This window comes from Pseudomonas sp. MWU16-30317 (assembly GCF_020515695.1).
In the GTDB taxonomy this organism is placed as follows: domain Bacteria; phylum Pseudomonadota; class Gammaproteobacteria; order Pseudomonadales; family Pseudomonadaceae; genus Aquipseudomonas.
On the sequence record NZ_JAIWJA010000004.1, the window covers coordinates 278,359 to 301,758 of the forward strand.

Consider the following 23,400-nt stretch of genomic DNA (forward strand, 5'->3'; position numbering starts at 1 on the left):
AGGCCATCCTATGCCTCGTCCTACTCTCCAGTCCACAGAGGCGAAATCAAAAACAACAGCCTGGCAGCCGACTCGAGATCGCGCGCCGAACTTCTTTGCAGTAACCCTTCGCTTCTGCCCCAGACCAAAGTGCCCGCCAAGGGCCGATAACGAGGTGGAACGCAGCCATGGCTTTTCTCCAACTTCAAGGTTTATGCAAACGCTACGGCGCGATCGATGCAGTGGTCGCCACCGACCTGAGCGTGGCCAAAGGCGAGTTCGTCTCCTTGCTTGGCCCCTCGGGGTGCGGCAAGACCACCACCCTGCAGATGATTGCCGGCTTCGTCGACGTCAGCGCCGGGAAGATCGTGCTCGACGGCCGCGACATCACCTACGCCAAACCCAGCACCCGCGGCCTGGGCGTGGTATTCCAGAGCTACGCGCTGTTCCCGCACATGAGCGTGCGCGACAACGTCGCGTTCGGACTGCGCATGCGCAAGGTCGCCGGCGCCGAGATCGACACCCGTGTCACTCGCGTACTGGAGCTGGTGCGTCTGCAGGCCCATGCCGAGCGTTACCCACGTGAACTCTCCGGTGGCCAGCGCCAGCGCGTGGCTCTGGCCCGGGCGCTGGTGATCGAACCGCCGGTGCTGCTGCTCGACGAGCCGCTGTCGAATCTGGATGCCAACCTGCGTGAAGAAATGCAGTTCGAGATCCGCCGCATCCAGTGCGAGGTCGGCATCACCACCTTGATGGTCACCCACGATCAGTCCGAAGCGCTGTCCATCAGCGACCGCGTGGTAGTCATGCAGGCCGGCCGGGTGACGCAGATCGACGAGCCGTACACACTCTATGAGCATCCGCGCACGCGGTTCATTTCCGACTTCGTCGGCAAGGCCAACCTGCTGCCCGGCCATACCAACGCCGACGGCCGCGTGCAAGTGCTGAGCACCCAGGGCACCGGCGATCTGCTGTTGAGCCTGCGCCCGGAAAAAATCGATCTGCTGCCCGCGGGCAGTGGCCGCCTGCCGGGGCGCATCCTGATCCGCTATTTTCTCGGCAGCCAGTGGTTGTATCGCCTGAGCACAGCCTTGGGCGAGGTCACTGTAGTGCGGCGCAACGACGGCAGCGCGCCGCTGGCCGAAGGCACCGAGGCCGGCCTCGACTGGCCCGACGAGCTGCTGCGCGTGCTGGCCCGGGACGAGGTGTCGGCATGAGTTCGGCCCCGCGCACCTGGACCACGCCGACACTGTTGTCGGCCCCGGCGCTACTGCTGTTCGGCGCCCTGCTGGTGGTGCCGCTGCTGTTGACGCTGGTGCTGTCGTTCAACGTCTTCGACTACAGCGTCGGGGTCAAAAGCGACGCCTGGACCTTGCATCAGTACGTGGCGGTGTTCAGTGATTCGTATTTCTACGAGATCTTCTGGCGAACCTTCTGGATCAGCGCCCTGGTGACCTTGCTGTGCGTGGCCATCGGCGTGCCCGAGGCCTACATCCTCAGCCGTATGGGCACACCCTGGCGCTCGCTGTTCCTGATTTTGATCCTCACCCCGTTATTGATTTCAGTGGTGGTGCGCGCCTTTGGCTGGAGCCTGCTGCTGGGCGCCGACGGCTTGGTCAACCAAGCCATCCAGGCGCTGGGTGGACGTCCGCTGAAGCTGCTCTATACGCCCTTTGCGGTGATCATCGCGCTGGTGCACGTGATGCTGCCGTTCATGATCATTCCGGTCTGGACTTCGCTGCAGAAACTCGACCCGGCCGGCGAGCAGGCGGCGCTGTCGCTGGGCGCCAGCCATGCCAAGGTCATGCGGCTGGTGGTACTGCCGCAGATCATGCCCGGCGTGCTGTCCGGGACCTTGATCGTGTTCGGCCTGGCGGCCAGTTCGTTCGCCATCCCCGGCCTGCTTGGCGGACGGCGCCTGAAGATGGTCGCCACCGTGGTCTACGACCAATACCTCTCGGAACTCAACTGGCCCATGGGCGCAGCGCTCGCCGTAGTCCTGCTGCTGGCCAACCTGCTGATCATGCTGTCCTGGAACCGAATGGTCGAAGGCCGCGTGAAGAAATCCCTGGGGGAATGACGATGTCCCGTAACGGTCCGCTTGCGCTGTCTTTTCATGCCTTGGTGGTGGTGTTCATGCTGGCGCCACTGGTGGTGGTGTGCCTCGTGGCCTTCACTCCGGAAAACACCCTGAGCCTGCCCACCCACGGTTTTTCGCTGCGATGGTTCCGCGCGGTATTCGAGCGCGCCGACTTTATCGATGCGTTCTACAACAGTCTGATTCTGGCGTTCGTCGCAGCCAGCCTGGCGACCTTGATCGCAGTGCCCGCAGCGCTGGCGATCACCCGCTATCGGTTTCGCGGGCGCAACTTTTTCAATGCGCTGTTTCTGTCGCCGATCATCATTCCGCACCTGGTGCTCGGTGTGGCCATGCTCAGGCTGTTCGCGCTGATGGGCGTCAACGGCAGCTTCGCGTGGCTGATGCTTGCCCACGTGGTGGTCATCACGCCCTATGTGCTGCGCCTGGTGATCGCCGCCGCCATCGGCATCGACCGCAGCGCCGAACAGGCAGCCGAATCCCTGGGCGCCAGCCGCTGGACGCTGTTCCGCCAGATCACCCTGCCGATGATCCTGCCGGGGGTGGCCGGTGGCTGGTTGCTGGCGTTCATCAACAGCTTCGATGAAGTCACCTTGTCGATCTTCGTCACCTCGCCCGCGACCCAGACGCTGCCCGTGCGCATGTACGTGTATGCCACCGAATCCATCGACCCGATGATGGCCGCCGTCTCGGCGCTGGTCATCGCCCTCACCGCGGTAACCATGATCGTCCTGGACCGTGTCTACGGGCTGGACCGCGTATTGGTAGGAAAACATTGATGACCTTGCTCAAGCGCCTGGCCGAACAGGACCGTCCGACATTGCCCTTCACCCTCGACGGCCAACCCGCTGTCGGCCTGCTGGGTGACACCCTGCTGACCGCCGTGCTGACCCAGGCCGACCACCTGCGCGGCAGCGACTTCAGCGCCGAGCCGCGCGCAGGCTTTTGCCTGATGGGCGCTTGCCAGGACTGCTGGGTCAAGCTTGGCGGCGGCCTTCGGGTGCGGGCGTGCTCGACCCTACTGGAAGCCGACCTGGTGATCGAACGCGAGCCGGGGCGCCAACTATGAGCACAGTGATCGTCGGCGCTGGCCCGGCCGGTATCAGCGCCGCGCACACGCTGGTGCATTACGGCATCCAGCCGCTGCTGCTCGACGAGGGCCTGCGCGGCGGCGGGCAGATCTACCGCCGCCAGCCGGCCAACTTCAAGCGCGATGCCAGGGCGCTGTACGGTTTCGACGCGGCCAAGGCCACGGCGGTGCATAAGGCCATGGACGACTTGGCTGACCAGATTGACTACCGCCCGCAGACGCTCGTCTGGAACGCCGAACATGGCCAACTCGATACCCTCTGCGACGGCCATGTGAGGCGCGTCGATTATCAACACCTGATCGTGGCCACCGGCGCTACCGACCGCATCCTGCCGGTGCCAGGCTGGAGTCTGCCGGGTGTCTACAGCCTTGGCGGCGCGCAGATCGCCCTGAAGTTTCAGGGCTGCGCCATCGGCCAGCGCGTGGTATTCGCCGGCAGCGGTCCGTTGCTGTATCTGATTGCCTACCAGTACGCCAAGGCCGGCGCCTGCGTGGTCGCGGTACTCGACAGTGCGCCCTTCAGCGCGCAGGTCCGAGCGGCGCCCGCACTGCTCGGGCAGCCAGCGACCTTTGCCAAGGGCCTGTATTACCGCGCCTGGCTCACCGCTCATGGCATCCCTGTGCACAGCGGCGTACAGGTCGAAGCCATCCACGGCGAACACAGGGTCAGCGGCCTGACCTCGAACGACGGCCAGACGCTGGACTGCGACGCGGTCGGCATGGGCCACGCACTGCGCAGCGAGACACAACTGGCCGACCTGCTCGGCTGCCAGTTCGCCTGGAGCGCGCTCAACCGCAGTTGGCTGCCACAACGCGACGCGTTGGGCCGCAGCAGCGTCGAAGGGGTTTACCTGGCCGGCGACGGGGCGGGCATCATGGGTGCCGACGCCGCGCAAATGGCCGGCGAACTGGCGGCCCTGGCACTGCTTGCTGACACCGGCGTGAACATCGACCACGGCCGGCGCAAGCAGTTGCTCGAACAACTGGCGAGCATCCAGCGCTTTCGTCACGGTCTGGAAAAAGCCTTTCCGTTCCCGACCCACTGGGCCGCCGAGACGGCTGACGCCACACTGATCTGCCGCTGCGAAGAAGTCAGCGCCGGCGATATTCGCCAGGTCGTCGCCGAAGGCCATTGGGAGATCAACCGGGTCAAGGCCCATTGCCGCGTCGGCATGGGCCGCTGTCAGGGCCGCATGTGTGGTGCTGCGGCCTGCGAGCTGGTCGCCCACTGCAGCGGCCGCAGGATCGACGAGATCGGCCGCCTCCGTGCCCAGGCGCCAATCAAGCCGCTGCCGTTCGGCGTCGAGGTGGACGCATGAGCGGGCCATTGAGCAGCGAAGTCATCGTCCTCGGAGGCGGCATCGTCGGCGCCTCGGCGGCATTCTGGCTGGCCCGGCACGGCACACCGGTAACCTTGCTGGAGCGCGATTTTTGCGGCTCGCATTCCAGCGGCGTCAACTATGGCGGGGTACGGCGGCAGGGGCGACCGCTGACCCAATTGCCATTGTCGCAACGTGCTCATGAGATATGGGGCGAGTTGCCGGGACTGCTAGGTATCGACGGAGAATACCTGCGCAGCGGCCATCTGAAACTGGCCCGCAGCGATGCCGACATGGAGCGATTGGTCGCCTACGCCCACGCCAGCCGTGGCTTCGGCCTTGATCTGCAGTTGCTTGATCGTCAGCAACTGCGCCAACGCTTCCCGTGGATCGGAGACGTGGCCGTCGGCGCCTCGTTGTGCCCCGACGACGGCCATGCCAATCCGCGACTGGTGTCACCGGCCTTTGCCCAAGCTGCAAAGCGCGCGGGAGCAAGGGTATTCGAGCAAAGCACCGTGGAGACTGTCGAGCATCATGGCACGCTATTCAAGGTGCGCTGCGCCAACGGTTTGCAGGCCGAGGCGCCGTGGCTGCTGAACTGCGCCGGGGCCTGGGCCGGCACGGTGGCAGGCTGGTTCGACGAAGCCGTACCGATGCATTCGGGCCACCCGGCGATGCTGGTGACTGAACCGCTGGCGCGGGTGATGGACGTCAGCACCGGCGTCGAAGGCGGCGGCATCTATGCCCGTCAGGTCGCGCGCGGCAACTGCGTGCTCGGCGGCGGCCAGGGCTTTGCTTTGGATGCGAGCACCGCGCGCCCTGGCCAGGCGGCGGTGCTGGACATTCTGCGCAACGCCGCCGAGCTCTATCCTTTTTTGACCGGCGCCCAGGCGATTCGCACCTGGAGCGGCACCGAAGGTTACCTGCCCGACCGCGAACCGGTGATCGGGCCCAGCAGCACCACGCCTGGCCTGCTGCACGCCTTCGGCTTCGCCGGAGCCGGTTTTCAGATCGGCCCGGCAGTCGGCGAGGCCCTCGCGCAGTGGGTCTGCGAGGGCCGCAGCGCACAACCGCTCGACGCGTTTTCGATTCACCGTTTTCCATCCATTGCCTAGAGGAAGGTTGCACCATGAACCACGTCAAACGTTGCACTGCATCCCTGTCGCTATTGGCCCTGCTCGGCGCCGCTACCGGCGCCCAGGCCGACCCGACCCTGTACCTGGGCATGAACGGCGGCACCATGGAACGGCTGTACGCCGACAAGGTGTTGCCGATTTTCGAGAAGGCCAACCACGTCAAGGTAGTGATCGTCCCAGGCACCTCTTCCGACATCCTTGCCAAGGTCCAGGCCAGCAAGGACAACCCCCAGATGCACGTGATGTTCCTCGATGACGGCATCATGTACCGCGCCATCTCCATGGGCCTGTGCAACACGCTCGAAGACAGCCCGGTGCTCGCCGACATCCCGGCCAAGGCGAAGATCAAGGAGCAAGCGGTAGCCGTGACGCTGGGTGTGACGGGGCTGGCCTACAACAGCCGCCTGTTCAAGGAAAAAGGCTGGCCTGCGCCGACCTCGTGGATGGATCTGGCCGATCCGCGCTTCAAGGACAAAGTGGTGTTCCAGTCGCTGGCCTCGTCGACCTTCGGCCTGCACGGCTTCCTGATGTTCAACCGCATCCAGGGTGGCAGCGAAACCAACGTCGAGCCGGGCTTCACGGCCTGGCCCAAAACCATCGGGCCCAACGTGCTGGAATACATCGCCAGCTCCGCGCAGATCTCCGAGATGGTGCAGACCGACGAAGCCGCGCTGTTCCCACTGACCCCGACCCAGGTCAGCGCCCTGAAGCTCAAAGGCGTGCCGGTCGAATATGCCCAGCCCAAGGAAGGCGCGGTGGTGCTCAACGTCGCCGAGTGCGCGATCGCCCACAACGACCAACCCGAACTGGCGCAAAAACTGGTGGCCTTTCTGCTCTCGCCAGAGGCCCAGTCGCCGGCATTGGAAGAAGGCGACCAGATCCCCTCCAACCCGAAAACCCCGACCACCGACAAGACTCGGGCGGGTGTCGAGGCCATGGACAAGTACCTCGAGACCGCGATTTCCATCGACTGGGATCAGGTCAACCAACAGCGGCCTGCATGGAATGCGCGTTGGAGCCGGTCGATCGAGCGATAGGCATTTGTGTGCGGGCTTCATGGCTTTTTCATTAGCAAATAACCACAAGTTCTTTTACGAACGACTCGCGCCTACCTATGGTTCCAAGGCTGCACGGCCCTCGGCAGGCGTTGCCGGGGCTCGCCTCGGCGACCGCGCTCGCTGGCGACCGCTTCAACCTCAGACCCAAGGTCCTGCCATGCACATCGTTACCCTGCCAGACACTCCGCTGCTGGCCACCTCTATTCGCGCCACGGCGCAAGTCTTCGAAGACCCACGCTCACGTGCGCTGCTGGCACGCCTGGAGCAGATCGCCCCCAGCGATGCCAGTGTGCTGGTAATCGGTGCCACCGGCACCGGCAAGGAGCTGGTAGCGCGCCACGTACACCAGCTCAGCGATCGGCGCCAGGGACCGTTCGTGGCGGTAAACTGCGGGGCGTTCGCCGAGAATCTGGTCGAAGCAGAACTGTTCGGCCACGAGAAAGGCGCCTTCACCGGCGCCCTCACGACCAAAGCCGGCTGGTTCGAGGAGGCCCATGGCGGCACCCTGTTCCTGGACGAGATCGGCGATTTGCCGATGGCCATCCAGGTCAAGCTGCTACGGGTCTTGCAGGAGCGCGAGATCGTACGTGTGGGTTCACGCAAAAGCATCCCGGTGGATGTGCGGATCGTCGCGGCGACCAACGTCGCGCTGGAAAAGGCGGTCGCGGCGGGACGCTTCCGTGCCGATCTGTATTACCGCATCAACGTCGCGCGGCTCGACTTGCCTGCGCTGCAGGCACGCCCCGGCGACATCCTGCCGCTGGCTCGGCATTTTGTGGCGCGCCATGGCCGGCGTCTGGGGGCTCGGCATATCGAGCTGGAGCTGCAGGCCCAGCAAAAGTTGCTGCGCTACTCGTGGCCCGGCAATATCCGCGAGCTGGAGAATGCCATCCATCACGCGCTGCTGGTGTGTAGCGATCAGCGTATCCGCGAGGCCGACCTGCAGTTGTCCGAACTGCCGGCCGTGTTCCACGATTCAGCCGCGCAGCCCGCCGCTGCCGTTGACGCCCCACACACGGCCGACGCCTTGCTGCAGCGCGCCTTCGATCAGCTTTTCGAGGAACAGCCCGAGCGCCTGCATGAGCACGTCGCCGATGGGCTGGTGCAGGCGGCCTACCGCTACTGCCAGCACAACCAGGTGCACACCGCCGAGCTGCTGGGCCTGAGCCGCAACATCACGCGGGCGCATCTGATTCGGATCGGGGCGCTGGTGGTCAACAAGCGGCGGGCGCCGTTGCTGGATCTCGACAACCCGCCGTTGGCGCATTTCTCGATTTGAGACCGATCCTGTAGCGCGACGTCATGCGCTACATGTCGCGGTACAGCAAGCCATCAATACGACAGCCTCCAACGTCGTACACCTGTGGGAGCAGCGCTTGCTCGCGACGCGGCCAGTGCTGACACCCCCTCTCAACCTGCTACCTTAGATCCGGACCTTCTCTCAATCCAAGGACATCCATGAACCGTTCGCTACTGGCCCTGACCCTCGCCACTCTGCTGGCACCTGCCCTGTCCCACGCCGCGACTTCATCTGCCGCGATTACCGATACGCAATACCAGCAAGTCCTCAAAGGCCCATGGCGCGCGCCGGAAAACAGCGTCCGCGACCCGTACCGCCACCCCGAACAAACCCTGAAGTTCTTCGGCCTGCGCAACAACCAGACGGTCATCGAGATCACCCCAGGTGGCGGCTGGTACAGCGAAGTCCTCGCGCCCTTGCTCAAGGATCACGGTCGCTACATCGCCGCCCTGCAAGGCCCGACGCCCACCGACACCCTCAAGCGCAAGTTCGATGCCGACCCCGAGCATTACGCCAAGGCGCAATTCGTCACCTTCGATCCCGCTGCGCCGATATTCGGCAAACCGGCCTCCGCCGACCTGGTGCTGACTTTTCGCAACGTGCACAACTGGGTCATGGCCGATGACGCCGCGCAGATGTTCTCGGCCTTCTTCAAGGTGCTCAAACCAGGTGGCGTGCTCGGCGTGGTCGACCACCGCGCCAAGGATGGCGTCGACCTGCAGAGCATCAAGGACAGCGGCTACCTGCCCACCGCCTATGTGGTGAAGCTGGCGACCGCGGCGGGCTTCAAATTGCAGGCACAAAGCGAAATCAACGCCAACCCCAAAGACACCAAGGACTACCCGGCAGGCGTGTGGACGCTGCCGCCGACCCTGAAACTGGGTGATCAGGACCGGGCCAAGTACGTGGCGATCGGCGAGTCGGATCGGTTGACGTTGCGGTTCGTGAAACCTGGCAGAGTCGAGCAGTAGATCGCCTCCCCCGACAACAGGCAGCAATGCTCGTAGCAGAGCGCCTGCTTCGCGCAATCCGCGCAGGGGCCAAACCGCCCCTGTGCGATGGCTCATCGGCGATGCCATTACCCGCCAGGGGCGCCTCTGCGCGCACACCTGTCAGATCTGCTAGTACACCTTGCCCACCGAATAGCTGAGACTCGCACCTGTCGCAATGACCGGATGCAACGTGTTTGGCCTTGAGCGCCTTGCTGGATATCCGCCAATCACCACCAAGCGTGGCGATGCAACTGGTCAGCACAAAGCGTTTCATGCCCATGAGACAAGCGAGGACCTATATGTCATGGAAGGACTCTATTTTCCCGCGTTCTACTACTGCATCGCCCCCCTCATCATTTTCAACAGATACCGGTTCGGATTACTCAGCGACGGCCTGTGGGGGATCCTGTGGCTAGGTGGCCTGATCGGCGCCGCAGCTTTGGCCATATCGATCACAGCTAACGCGCACACGGTTTTGATCGCAAGCGTGGCGGTTCTCTCGTTCGGTGCCTTGGCCAAAACGTCGATGCCCTGCATCAATCTCTTCGGGGTAGGGTACCTGATGTGCAAATTCAGCTTGCCAGTGGGGGTCGTGGTTGCCGCCGATAACGCGATGCAATCTATAAACCCTGCACCCCCCGCAGCGTTCATATATTACTTGCTGCTAACACTGTTCTTGGGCGGAGCAATATTCTATACACTCTGCAGTCTGCTTGTAGACTTGCCGAAGTACACCCTCAACTACCCAAAACGTACGGCCACCCAAAAAATCATAGACGCGCAACAGAGCAAAACGACGCCTAAAGTATCTATTCATCTGCCCTGCTATTCAGAACCTCCGCATTTGGTGATCGACACATTGAATGCGCTGTCGCGACTCAATTATGTGAATTTTGAAGTACTGGTTATCGACAACAACACTCAGGATCCTGCTCTGTGGCTGCCCGTAGAGCAGCACTGCAGAGCGCTAGGTACCCGATTTCGCTTCTTCCACGTTGCACCGCTTGCCGGTGCGAAGTCTGGCGCTTTGAATTTTGCGCTTCGCCACACTGCGGCCGATGCGGAACTGGTCATGACCGTGGACGCGGATTATGAAGTGCTGCCCGATTTTCTGATCAGATTTGTGCCCCTCTTCGAAGACCAAAAAACAGGCTTCCTACAAACCAGCCAGGATTATCGTGAGTGGCAGCAAAACGAATTTCTCCGTGGCGTTTACTGCCATTACACTCCAGGCCACAAGAGCATCAACCCTGCGTTGAACGAGTACAACGTTGGTTGTCTGGCCGGTACGGTGTGCCTGATCCGCCGCACACTGTTCGACGAAGTCGGCGGCTGGGCCGAATGGGCTTTGGCAGAAGATCTGGAGCTTTCCATCAGGATAATGTCTGCGGGCTATACGGGGCACGTGATCGCTGAAACATGGGGCCACGGGCTGATTCCAGAGACGATCGAAGGCATGCATAAACAACAATTTCGCTGGTGGGCCGGCGCCAACCAGGATTTCCGAATACATTGGCGGCGATACATCGGCCTCGACAACACCCAAAAACTTACAACTGCACAGCGAAGTTTTCGATTCTATGCCTTTACCAAGGATCTGATGCATACCGGCCGCTTCATTACCGAGCTCCTGCTCTTGATTCCCTGCGTATACCTCATTGCCAACGACAAAGATATCTACCTCCCGTATGGGCTCATGTTTTTAAGCCTGGCGTTCATTCCAGAACAAAACATCAGGCTATGGATCGAGGTCAAGGATCTGGGGGGACGTCATTATAGCGACTATGTCCTGACGCTGTTGCTCAAAGGTTCTCTTCGGTGGATCAAAATTCAGGCGTTTGTGCTGCCAATGCTCGGCAAGAAAATGTCATGGGTAAGAACCAATAAATTCAAACAATCCAGCAGCCTCATCGAAAGTGTCTACTCCTCGCAGGCCGAAACGCTGATTGGCATCGGGTATCTGGCCGTTGCCGCTACGATATTTTGCTTTGCGCACTTCAGAAATCTCGATTTTTTGGCACTCGTAGCTATTGCGTCATTCGTCAACGGTGTGACTTTGATGTCCGCCCTGATCATGGCAATCATCAGCGACCGATCCCTGCAACGCCTGCGCGATACGCCAGCATCATGACGCTTGGACCCAGCGCTCAAAATACCGTGCTGGCATGCGCGTAGGCCGCCTGTTGCCCGGCCCACCCCGCTAACCGGATCTAAGCATAGGCTTATCTACTATTTGGTATATACCAAATATCTGGATTATAAAGAGCGCCCCCCACCGTGCAGGCAATCTGATTCATGGCGTCGCTGAAAATAATGCTCGAGTACTTCCACCCTTGGCCGAATTCGGCAGGGTTCTACCTGGCCCGCGAACGTGGCTGGTACGCCGAACTGGGCCTGGATGTAGAGCTGCGCGTGGCCGATCCGGAGCGCGGCGACAGCCTGCAGCACTTGGTCGAGCAGCAGGTGGAACTGGCGGTATGCCCAAGCAATCGTCTGCTGGTACGCCGCGATCGGGGTCAAGCGCTCACGGGCGTCGCCGCCATCAACCATGCCGGTCTGGAAGCGTTTCAAACCCTCAGGGAATTCGCCATCGAGCGCCCCCGCGATTTGATGGGCAAACGCCTGGCCCTGAATCCCACACCCCGTGGCCTGGCAATGGTCCGCGACTTGGTGCGCCGCGATGGCGGTGACCCCGATGCGGTGATCATCGTCGACAGCGGCGCCCGCGAACTGCGCCCAGAAGAACTCGCCGCCGGGGTCGCCGACGCCAGCTTTGGCGGCTATTGGGCCTGGGAAGCCTTGATGGACAGCCCCATACCCGCAGAACGTCGGGTGGTGCACCGCGTCAGCGATTGGGGGGCTGTGGCCTACCACAGCTATCTGCTGGCGGCAGGCGATGCCTGGCGGGCGGCCAACGAGGCAACGCTGCGAGCGTTTCTGCAGGCCAGCAAACGTGGCTTCGAGGCCGTTGCGCAAGAGCCGGGCCTGGCATTGGCGGCCTATGAGCGGGTCATTCCATACTTCCCCACCACACTGATCGAGCGCTCGCTGCACCTGATCGCGCCGACCTGGCTGCATCAAGGGCAATGGGGCCAGCAACGTCAGGCACTGGTGGAGCCTTATGCCCACTGGCTGCACGAACACGGTATCGTTACCCACCCGCATGCCTGGCAGCAGGCGATCACCAACGACTACCTGACGGAGCCTCAGGCATGAGCCAACCCCTGCACACCCATGGTCTGGCCGGCGAACAAGTGGCCGCCGACTGGCCGGCACTGAGCAGCAGCGACGTGAACAGTGTGCTGAGGCATTTCCCGCACCTGGGCGAACTGTTGCGCATCGATTGGCACAGCCCGCGGCCGTTCTCCTCGGCAGCGTTGATCAGCACCGATCGCGGTGAATGGTTCGTCAAGCGTCACCATCACACGGTGCGCGAGCCTGCGTGGCTGGAGGAGGAACACGCCTTTATCGCACATTTGCGCCAGCGCGGTATAGGCGCCCCCGAGGTGCAAGCCAGCAGTGACGGGCGCAGCGCTTTGCAGATCGGCGACTGGACCTACGAGATCCACCGCCGCGCCGGCGGCCAGGACCTGTACCGCGATGCGCAGTCCTGGTCGCCGTTCCAGACCCGCGCTCACGCCTATGCCGCCGGGAAAAATCTGGCGCAGTTGCACAATGGCGCCGAAGGGTTCAGCGCGCCACTGCGCCAGGCGCAGGTGCTGACCAGCCGTTGGCAAGTGTTCGCCGCTGAGGATCCCCTCGCAGCGTTGACGGGCTACCTGCGCGCACATCCGGCCGTGGCCGCGTACCTGGGGCAACGGGACTGGCAGGCCGAGCTGCAGCGCCACGTGCTGCCGGCACTGCATGCTCTGCGCCCCTGGCTGGCCGACCAGCCGCCCTTGTGGACGCACAACGACTGGCACGCTTCCAATCTGCTGTGGGACGCCCACGACCAGGTCGAGAGCGTGCTGGATTTCGGCTTGTGCGACCGCACCTTCGCGCTCTATGACCTGGCCACCGCGCTGGAACGCAATACCGTGCCCTGGCTGCAACTGGACAGCGACGGACAGGCCCGTGCCGACCTGGGGATGGTCGACGCATTGCTGGAGGGGTATCACGCGCTGCGGCCGTTGTCCGCGCCATCGATCACGGCCCTGACGGCTTTGCTGCCGGTGGTGCACGCCGACTTCGCGCTGTCGGAGATGGTCTATTTCGCCGAGGTCCTGGGCAATCTGGAGAGCACCGATATCGCCTGGCAGCGGTATCTGCTGGGGCATACCGAGTGGTTCGCCGGGGCCGAGGGGCAGCGATTGCTGGCGCATCTGCAGCGCAAACGATTTTCGTCGGGGCCGGCGCAGGAGCTGACGGATCTGTGCGAGCAGGGCTGGCCTCTTCGCGGGCAAGCCTTGCTGCCACAGAGACAACAGGCACAGAGTCGTCCACTTGCGGGAGCAAGACTTGCCCGCGAAAAGGCCCCTACAGACACCCGAGAAGACACTGACCCACTGGTATCCATAGATTGGCTCGCCGCCCATCTGCACCAGCCCGGCCTGGTCATTCTCGACGCCACGGTCGTGCTGCCCTCCCCGCGTTTCGACGGCGACTATCGGGCCGACAGCGGCTACCCAGGCTGGCTCGACGAGCACATCCCTGGCTCCCGCCATGCCGACCTGACCCGCGATCTGCACAACGCCGACGCTGCCTACAGCTTCGCCATGCCGGGCCTCGACGCCCTGGCTGCGCAGTTGCAACGCCTGGGCATCGACGATCACAGCCGCATCGTCATCCATGATCGCAACGACGGCTTCTGGGCCGCGCGCCTGTGGTGGATGCTGCGCAGCGTCGGCATCCAAGCCAGTCTCCTCGACGGCGGGCTGACAGCCTGGCGTGCTGCGGGCCTGCCGATCGACACAGGGCCGGGCCGCGAGCAGCCGAGCGTCTCGGTTCCGACGCTGCGCCCACAGCCCGGCCATTGGGTCGATCAACAACAGGTGCTGGCCGTCAGCCAGGGCCAAACTACGGGCCGACTGGTCTGCGCCTTGGGCCAAGGGGTGTTCGAAGGCACTGCCGCCACCCGCTATCAGCGCCGCGGGCACATCCCCGGCAGCCTCAATCGCCCTGCCCGGCAACTGTTCGACGAGCAAGGCCGCTACTTGCCCCGCGCTCAGCTAAAAGAAGTCCTGGGTGCGGCGTTGCTAGTCAGTCACGAGCCCCTGCTGCTGTACTGCGGCGGTGGCATTTCAGCGGCTGCCACTGCTTTTGCCCTGACCCTGCTGGGGCGCGCCAACGTGATGATCTACGATGGCTCGCTACAGCAGTGGAGCGCCAACCCCGCCTTGCCAATGACCACCGGACCAACTCCGGCCTGATTTGCCGATTCAATTCCAATGCCTCATCCTGCGCTCCCAATAAAAAACGGCGCAGCGGATGAGTGCGCTCGGCCATCCCTCTGTCATGCAAGGAGCTGTAATGATTCATCGCCTTCCCTTCCCCGTCCGGGCACTGGTCGCGAGCATGAGCCTGCTCTCGCCCTGGGCATTCGCCGACGACGCCACCACCCTGAGCGCCATCACCGTCACGGGTGAAGCCGCCGACAGTTATCGCGCCACCGAAGCCTCGGTCGGCGGAGGCAAGCCAGCGCCGCTGATCGATACCCCCGCGGCCATCTCGGTCTTCAACAGCCAGCTGCTGCAGGATCAGCAGGCCCGCTTGCTCAGCGAGGTGCTGCGCAACGATGCCGCGGTCGGCGACAGCTATGCACCGGTCGGCTACTACGAGAACTTCGTGGTGCGCGGTTTCTCCCTCAACGCCGCCAGCAGCTACAAGATCAACGGCCGCACCGTGACCGGGGAGCAGAACATCGCCCTCGAAAACAAAGAGCAGGTCGAGGTGCTCAAGGGCCTGGCCGGCCTGCAAAGCGGCGTCAGCGAGCCCGGTGGCGTGGTCAATTACGTGACCAAGCGGCCCAAGGACGTGCGCTCGATCACCGCCGGTACCGACGAGCAAGGCGGTCGCTACCTGGCCACCGACCTGGGTACCTGGTTCGGCAGCGAGCAGCAATTCGGCGTGCGCGCCAACTTCGCCCATGAAGACCTGCGCTCCTATGTCGACCACGCCGACGGCAAGCGCGATTTCGCCTCCCTGGCGGTGGACTGGAACATCGATCCACGCTCGACCCTGCAGCTGGACCTCGAGTACCAGAGCCGCGAACAACGCTCCGTGCCCGGCTATCAGCTGCTCGGCGGCACCGCACTGCCCCATCACGCCAATCCCCACGATCTGCTGGGCTATCAGAGCTGGTCGAACCCGGTCGGTATCGATTCGCTGAACATGAGCGGACGCTATGAATACCGCCTCAGCGACGACTGGAGCGCGCGCCTGAGCCTGTCGCGCAGCCGCGTGGTCATCGATGATTACAGCGCCTTCCCCTGGGCCTGCTACGGCGCTGCCAGTTGCGCCGACACGGCGGTGCCCAATACATTCAGCCGCGAAGGCGACTACGACATCTATGACTTTCGCAGCCCCGACGATACGCGGCGCACCGACGAAGCCGAAGCGGCGGTGTCCGGGGAGTTCTTTACCGGCGGCCTGCGCAATGAACTCGACCTGGGCGTGAGTGCGTTCCGCCGTACCGTCGACAAGCGCGAAGCCATCAACCAGTACGTCGGGGAAGGCAATATCAACGCGTATCCCGACACCTTCGCGCCCTACGATGGCGCCCTCAACCACACCTACCGCAACCTCGACAGCCGCCAGTACGGGTTGTTCTTCAACGACCGTTTGCATCTGAACGAGCAGTGGCAGCTGCTACTGGGCGGCCGCGAAGTGCGCCTCGACGAGAAGTCCTACGACACCGACGGCAGCGTCACCCGCCATACGCAAATGTGGGAGTTCTTGCCCAACCTGGCAGTGCTCTACAAACCGCGCGCCGACCTGTCGCTGTACGCCCGCTACAGCAAGGGTTTGTCGCTGGGCAGTGCGGCGGCCTGGTACACCACCAATGCCGATCAGACCCTGGCCCCGAGTGTCTCGCGGCAAGTGGAAATCGGCATCAAGCAGGACTGGCAACGCCTGAGCCTGGGCGCCGCGCTGTTCCAGATCACCCAGGCGTATCAATATTCGCGCCCCAACGACGATGGCACCAGCACCTACGTGCAGCAGGGTCAGCAGAAGAACATCGGCCTGGAGCTCACCGCCAGCGGCCGCGCCAGTGAGCGCTTGCAGGTGTCTGCCAGTGTCGCGGCGATACGGGCGAGGGTCACCGGCAGCGGTACCGATGCCTACGAAGGCCATCAATCGATCAATGTGCCAACGCTGCGTGCCAGCCTGTCGGCCGATTACAGCGTGCCGGGCATCGACGGTCTGTCGCTGCTCGGCGGCATGCAGTACAGCGGCGCCAAGTACGCCGACCGCAGCGCCGACGTCAAGGTCGGCGACTACGCGGTGTTCAACAGCGGCGCGCGATACACCACCCGCATCGACGGCTATGACACGGTGTTTCGCCTGACGGTCGACAACCTGTTCGACAAACGCTACTGGCGCGACGTTGGCGAGTCCGTCGGCGACGGTTACCTTTTCCTCGGCGCCCCGCGTACCGCGCGGCTGTCGGCCACAGTCAACTTCTGAAGGAGTCTGCGCGATGTCCCCTCTTGAAATCATTGCTGTACTGGTCAACGTCCTGGGTGTCTGGCTCACCGCGCGGCGCACGCCATGGTGCTGGCCGGTCAGCGTGGTCGCGGTGCTGCTGTACGTGTGGATTTTCTATGACGTGAAGCTCTACTCCGACATGCTCCTGCAAATCGTCTTCGCCTTCCTGCAGGGCTACGGCTGGTGGCGCTGGCAAACCGGGCGCATGGACCACGGCAAGGTGCGTATCGAACCCCTGGCACCACGCCTGGCGCTGGTCAGCCTGGCAGTGGGCGCCGTGATCTCGGTGGCGCTAGGCGCTAGCATGGCGCATTTCACCGATGCTTCGCTGCCCTGGCTCGACGCCAGCCTGACCGGCTTCAGCCTGGTGGCCAGCTACTGGGCAGCGCGCAAGTTCATCGCCAGCTGGTGGCTGTGGATCATCCTCGATGCCATCTACAGCGGCCTGTACTACTACAAGGCGCTGCCGCTGACCGCCGTGCTCTACGCCGGCTTCATCCTGCTGGCAGCCTATGGCCTGCGCGCCTGGCAGCGCGATGTGGAGAACGACAACGCCGCCGCGCCGGTGCCGTCATGAGCGCGGCCCCAGTATCGACATCGTCTGCATGCACGCACAGGTCCCGGAATGAGCAATAAAGCCCCGCAGCATCAGTACCTGCGCATCAGCGAGCAACTCAGCGCGGACCTCGATGCCGGCCGCCTGCAACGCGGCGAGCGGCTAGCCCCCGAACGCGAGATGGCCGAGCACTTCGGCTGCACCCGCGTGACCCTGCGCCAGGCACTGCAGCGCCTCGAAGCACAGGGCAGCCTGTACCGCGGCCCGCGCCGCGGCTGGTTCGTATCACCATTGGCGGTGCACTACGACCCGACCCGCACCACCAGTTTCATGGACTACGTCACCGCCCAGGGCCGCGAACCGCGCACCGAATGCCTGATCGCCGAATACCGCCCGGCCGGTCCGTGGCTGGCAGCAAAAATGCAGGTCGATGCCGCCGAGCCGGTGTACTGGCTGCAACGGCGGCGCTGGGTGGATGGCGTGCCGGTGCTGCTGGAGACCAACGTGCTGCGCGCCAGTAACTGCCCCGACCTGCTCGACCAGCCCTTGAATGGCTCGCTGACGACCCTGCTGCGCGAGCGCTTCGACCGCCGCCTGGCACGCAGCGAGATCAGCCTCAAACCGCTGCTGCTCGATCAGCAGCAGAGCGACCTGCTGGACATCGCCGAGGGCTCCAACGGCCTGCACCTGCAACGCCTGTGCTTCGATCAGAGCGGTGCAGTGGTGGAGTATGACCAGGAGCATTGGCGGGCGGATGCGGTAGAAGTGGTGATGGCGATCAGTGGGTGAGCGCTATCTTGTCGGGCCGATGCAGGCGCATGACCGGGCAGAGACCGGTCACACAGGTGCAAGGTGCTGCGAACCAAGTGGCTACTCAGCCCAGCACGTCATGATGCAAGGTGTCCGCCACCCCTAGCGCCACCAGTGGCACTTCGGGGGCTGCCAGCGCCGCCGCGGCCTTGGCGAAGGTCACGTTGGAGCGAGTCAGGTCGTACTCGACATCGCCCTGGATGGCGATTTCGAAGCGATGTCCTTGCGCATCCGGTTGCAGGTCCTTGAGGTAGGTGCGATCGAGCGCGCCGTTGTAACTGATCTTGAGGGTGTGGTCGGTGCCATCGCCATAGCCGGTGTAGCCCAGCCTGGAGACGTCGATGCGGTCCTGGTACAGCTCGAAGTCGGCGATCAGATCGCCGTGGCTGACCTGGGCGGTGCGATAGCTGTCACTGGCCGCAGTGTAGAGGAACACGTCCCTGCCGCTGCCGCCGTTGAGCACATCGCGGCCGGCGCCGCCCACCAGCACGTCACCACCGCCCGCCCCAGACAGCTGATCGTCGCCGGCGCGGCCGAGGATGATCTCGTCGATGGGCGAGCCACTGAGCACGTCATTGCCCGCCGTGCCGAGGATTTGCGGCGTGCTGAACAGCACGTTGTCGCTGTTGAGTTGCCCGGCATAGTCGCCGTTGAGGACGAGCTCGAAACGGTGGCCGCTGGCGTCGGCGTCAAAACTTTTCAAATAGGTGAAACTACTGTCGTTGTTGGCAACCACCGCCAGGGTGCCATTGTGGCCGTCGCCCAGGCCGGTAAAACCCAGGGTGCTGAGGTCGATGCGGTCCTGCTCGGCGTTGAAGTCGACGATATGGTCGCTGGCGCTGGTGGTCGCGGTGCGATAGCTGTCGTCGCGCGAGGTGAAACGGAACACGTCCGCGCCGCTGCCGCCTGCCAACTGATCGCGACCGCCACCGCCCTCCAGCACATCGGTACCGGCCAGGCCTTGCAGGGTCTCGGCGGCAGCGGTACCCACCAGCACGTCGTCTACCGCCGAACCCTGGATATAGGACTTGCCGTTGGGGCTGGCGAAGGTGGTGTCGAGCGAGCCGTCGCTGTCAAGGCGGATGATGCTGTAGTCCTGGTTGTTGCCCAGTGCACTGGTGCCGGCGACGAGGATCTTGCCGTCGGCAAGCACCGTTACCGAGTGGGCTGCGTCGTGGCCCTGGACGTCCAGGGTGGTCTGGCCATCACCGCTGAAGGTGGTGTCGAAGCTACCATCGGCGTTGAGCCGTACCAGGCCAAAATCCGCAGAACCGGCGCCGGCGATGAGGATCTTGCCATCGGCCTGCTCGGTCACCGCACTGGTGTAATCCAGGCCCGTGCTGTTGCCCAGCACCACCTGCCCATTCGTACCGAAGCGGGTGTCGAGGCTGCCATCGGCGTTGATCAGCGCCACGGCATATTGATAGCTGCCGTCGGCGTAGACGGTGCCACCGAGCAGCAGCTTGCCATCGGCCAGCAACGTGGCACGGGCGTCAAACAGCTCGATGCTGGAGATGATCATAGTGCCCTGGTCGCCGAAGTTGCGGTCGAGGCTGCCATCGGCGTGCAATTGGGTCACCACGACGTGATCGTCGGCAGTACCGGTCAGCAGGATCGAGCCATCGGCGTTGAGCTTGATCGTGGCGCTGCCCGGGTCGATCCCGGCGGCGATATCGACCCGGCCAGTGCCGTTGAACGCGCTGTCCAGCACCCCTTGGGCGGTGAAGCGGGTGACCTGGAAATCGAAGCTGCTGCCATTGTAGGTCATGTAGGACATCAGCAATTTGCCATCGGGCTGCACGGCCAGGGTGTAGCCCTGATCGATGGAGACCTCGGCATCGATCACCGTGCGCCCGTCCGTGCCGTAGCTGTGGTCAAGGGTGCCGTCGGCGTTGAGGCGCACGATGGAGTAGTCGTAGGCGGTCTCGATGATACCGCCGTAGAAGGTGAAGCCGGCGACGAGGATCTTGCCGTCGTCCTGCACGGCGATGCTCTGGTTGAGGTCGTCAAACCCGGTGACGTCGAGCACAGTCTTGCCTGGGGAGGTGCGGGTGGTGTGGGCTGTGGTGTCAAGTGCGGAGGTATCGAGAGCGGCCATGGGACAGTCCTTTGCGCGGGTGGTAAGGAAAGAGGCGTCGCGCCTCGGCTCCTTGACCCTAGCGGCTTTTCGGGCCTGCGCCAGAAGGGTGAAAGGTCAGTCGTCGGAGTGGTGCGGTGTGGCACATGGCCTCTTCGCGAGGAAGCGTTGCGCCCGTGGGTGTTAGCCGATATCGAGTCGTATTTAGCTGTGGGAGCAAGGGTGCGCGCCGGGCAGGTCGGGCCCACGGGGCGAGCCCCCTTGCGACAGGTTCAGAGTGCGGTCACCGCAGGAAAGGTCTTGAACCGCGATGTCCCATCGCGCTGCAACTGCTCTACCAGCCCCAGCTCCCAGTCCAGATACTCGCGGAACGCGGCGTTGCGATCCTGCAGCTGATACGGCGAACGCCACACATCATCGGTGCTGTCCCACAAGCGCTGCTCCCCTTGCTCGAGCTTTTGCCCGGCCTGGCGCCAGGCCTGGGTGCCCCCTTCAAGCACCAGCACCTGGCGCACCACGTGCGCCTGCACTTCGGCCGCAGCTAGCTGGGCGATACGTCCGTCACTGGAGGTGAGCACTACCGCGCCGCTGCCGGGCAACTCGCGCAACCGCTGGTCGAGCCGTGCGCGAATGGCGAACCAGGCACCCGGCACATGCCCCTCGCGATACGCCAGGCTGCTGTCCAGGTCGAGTACTACGGCGTCACCCGCAGGCAACAGCTCGGCCAACGCCGCCGGGGTCAGACGCTGCACCTTGGGCAACGGCGCGCGCAACGGCTGTGGATCATCGCCGCGTTCGCTGGCCTGCGCGGCGTCGACACGCAGGATCGACACCTCGGCCCAACCGATCTGCGCCAGCCACGAGCCCGCCGCCGCCGCGCGCACGCCATGCTCATCGTCGACCAGCACTACCCGCGCGTTCTGCACGCCGATGTACACGTCCACTCCCTGTACCAACTGCCCGCCTTCGGCCCAGCGTGCGCCCGGCAGATGCCCGGCCTGGTACTCGGCGCGGGTGCGCACGTCATACAGGTACAAGGTGCGCTGGGTCGCTTCCAGGCGGTAATGCTCCAGCGTCGGCAGATCGATCACCGGCACCCTGAAGTGCTCGATCAGGTGCCTGGCTGCGGCATCCGCGGCTTGCAAGCGTGCCGGGGCCGCCACTGTGGCCTCGACACCGCTTTGCAGATCGAAGCCAGCCGTGAGCCAATCCATGGTGCCGTTCTCCAGGGCCAGCACCGGGTTCTTGAGCCCGGCGTTGATCAGCGTCTGCGCGCCGATGATCGAGCGCGTACGCCCGGCGCAGTTGATCACCACTGGCGTGCTGTCGTCGGCCAGCAGCGGATGCACGCGATAGACCAGCTCGCCATTGGGGCACGCCTGGGCGCCGGGAATGCTGAAGGTGTCGAATTCGGCGAGGGTCCGGCCATCGAGCAGGACGATCCGTTCACCGTTGTCGAGGCGCTGCTTGAGGGCCTCGGCGCTCAGGTGCGGCGTGCCGTACTGATGCTCGACGAATTCGCCAAAGCCTTTGCTCAGGGCGCTGGTGCCGGTGAACAGCTCGCCACCCTGGGCCCGCCACGCCGCGACGCCGCCCAGCAGCACACTGACCTGGTTGTAGCCCAGTGCCTGCAGCTTGGCAACGGCGCGGCGGGCCAGGCTTTCGTCCCCGGCATCGGTGACGATCACCGGGGCGTGCAAGCGCGGCAGCAAGGTCGCCGCGCGCAACTCCAGTTGGCTCAGGGGCAGGCCGGCGCTGCGCAGGATGTAACCGTCGCGCGCCTGCACACCCTGCTCGCGGACATCGATCAAAGCGATTTCGCCGGTGCCGGCCAAGCGCTCGCGCAACTGGCCGACGGTCACGGTCGGGACGATGGCCTGTTCGGTATTTTGGGGAGCTGACATGTCGTGATCCTTCATCGAGTTAGTGAGTGGGCGAGGGACATCCGCGGGAAAATTGACGCAGCGCTTCGCGGGCAGAGCCCGCTCCCACAGGGACAGTGGCGTGTTCGAAATGGCGCAAGCGCTCCAGCAACGCCAGGCCGTCGATACCGGCTTGCGCGCCGCAGCTGGCAGCCTTGGCGGCAAATTCGGCAGCGCTCAGCGGTTGCTGACGCGAGCCCGGCAAGTGCGCCTGCAGCGCCTCCAATACCCGTCCGTCACGCAGGGTGATGGCCACGGTCACCGGGGCGAAATCATGGTTGTTGCGCGGGTCGACGCGCAGGTGCACCTTGCGCAGCACCCGGGCGATGTCGGCGTCCTGCAGCGCCTCCGGCCGCAGATGGGCGAAGGTCACCGGGCCGCGCAACACGGCGGTTGCCAGGTGGTAGCGCAGGTTGAACTGGGCGAGCATTTCCAGATCGCCCTCCAGGCTGAACTCGGCCCCCACATAGCGAAACATGAAGGGCGAGACGTAGGCGACGATCTCCAGAATTTCCTGCTCGTCAACCTCATGGCGCTGACGCAAGTCCAGGGTGGCTGCGATGGCCGCCTGGCTGCAAGCCGACACTGGCCAAGGCTTGAGCGAGGTGTCGAGCAGTTGCCAGTCTTGCCACAAAGCGCTGAACAGGCGCTTGTCGTCGCCTGCCTCATACAGCGCACGCAAGCCGAAACGCCCCTCTACCGCCTGGCTAGCCGCCGTGGCACCGGCCGCAGCCAACTGCGCGGCGAACACGCCGTTGCGGCTGGCGAAGGCCGGTTGCAAACGCCGACTGATCGCTGCTTCCAGACTGCCCTGCTGGGTGCCCGCGCCCTGGGCCAGGGCCAGGCCCATGGCATCGGCCAACTGCTCGGGCGCTAACTTCATCAGCAATCCTGCGGCCAGTGCCGCGCCCAGGCATCCGTACAAAGAGGTGTGCGACCAGCCCGCGCTGCGCTGGGTGGCATGGTGGGACAAACGCCCGACGATCTCGCTGGCGGCGACGAACGCCAGCAGCAACTCGGCGGCGCTGCTGCCCAGGTGTTCGGCCATGGCCCAAGCGGCCGGCAGGCACACGATGTCGGCATGGACCTTGTCATTGATGCTGGCGTAACCGGGCATCGCCGCGTGCAGGCTGTTGATGAAGGCCGCGTCCACCGGCGACATCGGCGCGCGGTCGTCGACGAACCAGGCGTGGCAGTTGCCGACCGAGGGCGCCAGGGTGGCGCACAGGTTGCGGGCCAGGGTCGAGGTCTGCCCGGCGGCCGCAACCAGCAAGGTGTCGGTCATCAACAAGCGTGCCTGATCCACCACCTCGCCAGGCAGATCGTCGTAGCGCAGGCGGCTGGCGGCCGTGGCCAGGCGCAGCGTGATGGAGTCACCGCGCATGCGCCCTCCTCCAGCCCCCGTCGAGGCGTCGC

General features: G+C 64.2%; 18 protein-coding genes. 15 read left to right on the forward strand and 3 right to left on the reverse strand.

Features of this window, described 5'->3' with window-relative positions; genetic code table 11:
• The first annotated feature begins 167 nt into the window (after nt 1-167).
• From LIX93_RS14195 to LIX93_RS14265, 15 genes are all read left to right on the forward strand, one after another.
• Nucleotides 168-1,196 (forward strand): ABC transporter ATP-binding protein, encoded by a 1,029-nt coding sequence (locus tag LIX93_RS14195; RefSeq protein WP_226504688.1) that lies wholly within the window; start codon nt 168-170, stop codon nt 1,194-1,196.
• Complete coding sequence (locus tag LIX93_RS14200; RefSeq protein WP_226504689.1) at nt 1,193-2,059, forward strand: ABC transporter permease; 867 nt, start codon at nt 1,193-1,195, stop codon at nt 2,057-2,059. The genes LIX93_RS14195 and LIX93_RS14200 overlap by 4 nt, the downstream gene beginning before the upstream one ends.
• 2 nt (nt 2,060-2,061) lie before the next feature.
• Nucleotides 2,062-2,856 (forward strand): ABC transporter permease, encoded by a 795-nt coding sequence (locus LIX93_RS14205; RefSeq protein WP_226504690.1) that lies wholly within the window; start codon nt 2,062-2,064, stop codon nt 2,854-2,856.
• Nucleotides 2,856-3,146, forward strand: coding sequence for a (2Fe-2S)-binding protein (locus LIX93_RS14210; RefSeq protein ID WP_226504691.1), 291 nt, complete (start codon nt 2,856-2,858; stop codon nt 3,144-3,146). Before LIX93_RS14205 ends, LIX93_RS14210 begins: the two co-directional genes overlap by 1 nt.
• Nucleotides 3,143-4,486: an FAD-dependent oxidoreductase gene (locus LIX93_RS14215; protein WP_226504692.1), complete on the forward strand. Its 1,344-nt coding sequence runs from the start codon at nt 3,143-3,145 to the stop codon at nt 4,484-4,486. Before LIX93_RS14210 ends, LIX93_RS14215 begins: the two co-directional genes overlap by 4 nt.
• Nucleotides 4,483-5,601 carry an FAD-dependent oxidoreductase gene (locus LIX93_RS14220; protein WP_226504693.1) on the forward strand — a complete coding sequence of 373 codons (1,119 nt, stop codon included), beginning with the start codon at nt 4,483-4,485 and terminating at the stop codon, nt 5,599-5,601. Before LIX93_RS14215 ends, LIX93_RS14220 begins: the two co-directional genes overlap by 4 nt.
• Before the next feature lie 14 nt (nt 5,602-5,615).
• A complete protein-coding gene (locus tag LIX93_RS14225) occupies nt 5,616-6,659 on the forward strand; it encodes an ABC transporter substrate-binding protein (RefSeq protein WP_226504694.1) in 1,044 nt (347 codons plus the stop codon).
• A 178-nt stretch (nt 6,660-6,837) separates the two neighbouring features.
• Nucleotides 6,838-7,959, forward strand: a complete 1,122-nt coding sequence (locus LIX93_RS14230) for a sigma 54-interacting transcriptional regulator (RefSeq protein WP_226504695.1) — start codon at nt 6,838-6,840, stop codon at nt 7,957-7,959.
• A gap of 179 nt (nt 7,960-8,138) precedes the next feature.
• Nucleotides 8,139-8,951, forward strand: coding sequence for a methyltransferase domain-containing protein (locus LIX93_RS14235; RefSeq protein WP_226504696.1), 813 nt, complete (start codon nt 8,139-8,141; stop codon nt 8,949-8,951).
• Nucleotides 8,952-9,162: 211 nt separating this feature from the next.
• On the forward strand, nt 9,163-11,103 hold the full coding sequence (locus LIX93_RS14240) for a glycosyltransferase (protein WP_226504697.1): 1,941 nt from the start codon (nt 9,163-9,165) through the stop codon (nt 11,101-11,103).
• Nucleotides 11,104-11,267: 164 nt separating this feature from the next.
• Nucleotides 11,268-12,188 carry an ABC transporter substrate-binding protein gene (locus LIX93_RS14245; RefSeq protein ID WP_226504698.1) on the forward strand — a complete coding sequence of 307 codons (921 nt, stop codon included), beginning with the start codon at nt 11,268-11,270 and terminating at the stop codon, nt 12,186-12,188.
• The gene (locus LIX93_RS14250; RefSeq protein ID WP_226504699.1) at nt 12,185-14,341 is read left to right on the forward strand and encodes a phosphotransferase; all 2,157 of its coding nucleotides are present in this window, start codon (nt 12,185-12,187) and stop codon (nt 14,339-14,341) included. The genes LIX93_RS14245 and LIX93_RS14250 overlap by 4 nt, the downstream gene beginning before the upstream one ends.
• 100 nt (nt 14,342-14,441) lie before the next feature.
• Nucleotides 14,442-16,598, forward strand: coding sequence for a TonB-dependent siderophore receptor (locus tag LIX93_RS14255; protein WP_226504700.1), 2,157 nt, complete (start codon nt 14,442-14,444; stop codon nt 16,596-16,598).
• Between the two features lie 13 nt (nt 16,599-16,611).
• A complete protein-coding gene (gene pnuC, locus LIX93_RS14260; RefSeq protein ID WP_226504701.1) occupies nt 16,612-17,196 on the forward strand; it encodes a nicotinamide riboside transporter PnuC in 585 nt (194 codons plus the stop codon).
• A gap of 48 nt (nt 17,197-17,244) precedes the next feature.
• Nucleotides 17,245-17,964 (forward strand): UTRA domain-containing protein, encoded by a 720-nt coding sequence (locus LIX93_RS14265; RefSeq protein ID WP_226504702.1) that lies wholly within the window; start codon nt 17,245-17,247, stop codon nt 17,962-17,964.
• Nucleotides 17,965-18,049: 85 nt separating this feature from the next.
• Here the strand turns inward: LIX93_RS14265 and LIX93_RS14270 are convergent, their stop codons facing one another.
• The 3 genes from LIX93_RS14270 to LIX93_RS14280 all read right to left on the reverse strand — a co-directional run bounded on the left by LIX93_RS14270 (nt 18,050) and on the right by LIX93_RS14280 (nt 23,368).
• Nucleotides 18,050-20,083 carry a M10 family metallopeptidase C-terminal domain-containing protein gene (locus tag LIX93_RS14270; RefSeq protein ID WP_226504703.1) on the reverse strand — a complete coding sequence of 678 codons (2,034 nt, stop codon included), beginning with the start codon at nt 20,081-20,083 and terminating at the stop codon, nt 18,050-18,052.
• A 251-nt stretch (nt 20,084-20,334) separates the two neighbouring features.
• Nucleotides 20,335-21,966 (reverse strand): rhodanese-like domain-containing protein, encoded by a 1,632-nt coding sequence (locus tag LIX93_RS14275; RefSeq protein ID WP_226504704.1) that lies wholly within the window; start codon nt 21,964-21,966, stop codon nt 20,335-20,337.
• Between the two features lie 19 nt (nt 21,967-21,985).
• Complete coding sequence (locus tag LIX93_RS14280; protein ID WP_226504705.1) at nt 21,986-23,368, reverse strand: MmgE/PrpD family protein; 1,383 nt, start codon at nt 23,366-23,368, stop codon at nt 21,986-21,988.
• Nucleotides 23,369-23,400: the final 32 nt, after the last annotated feature.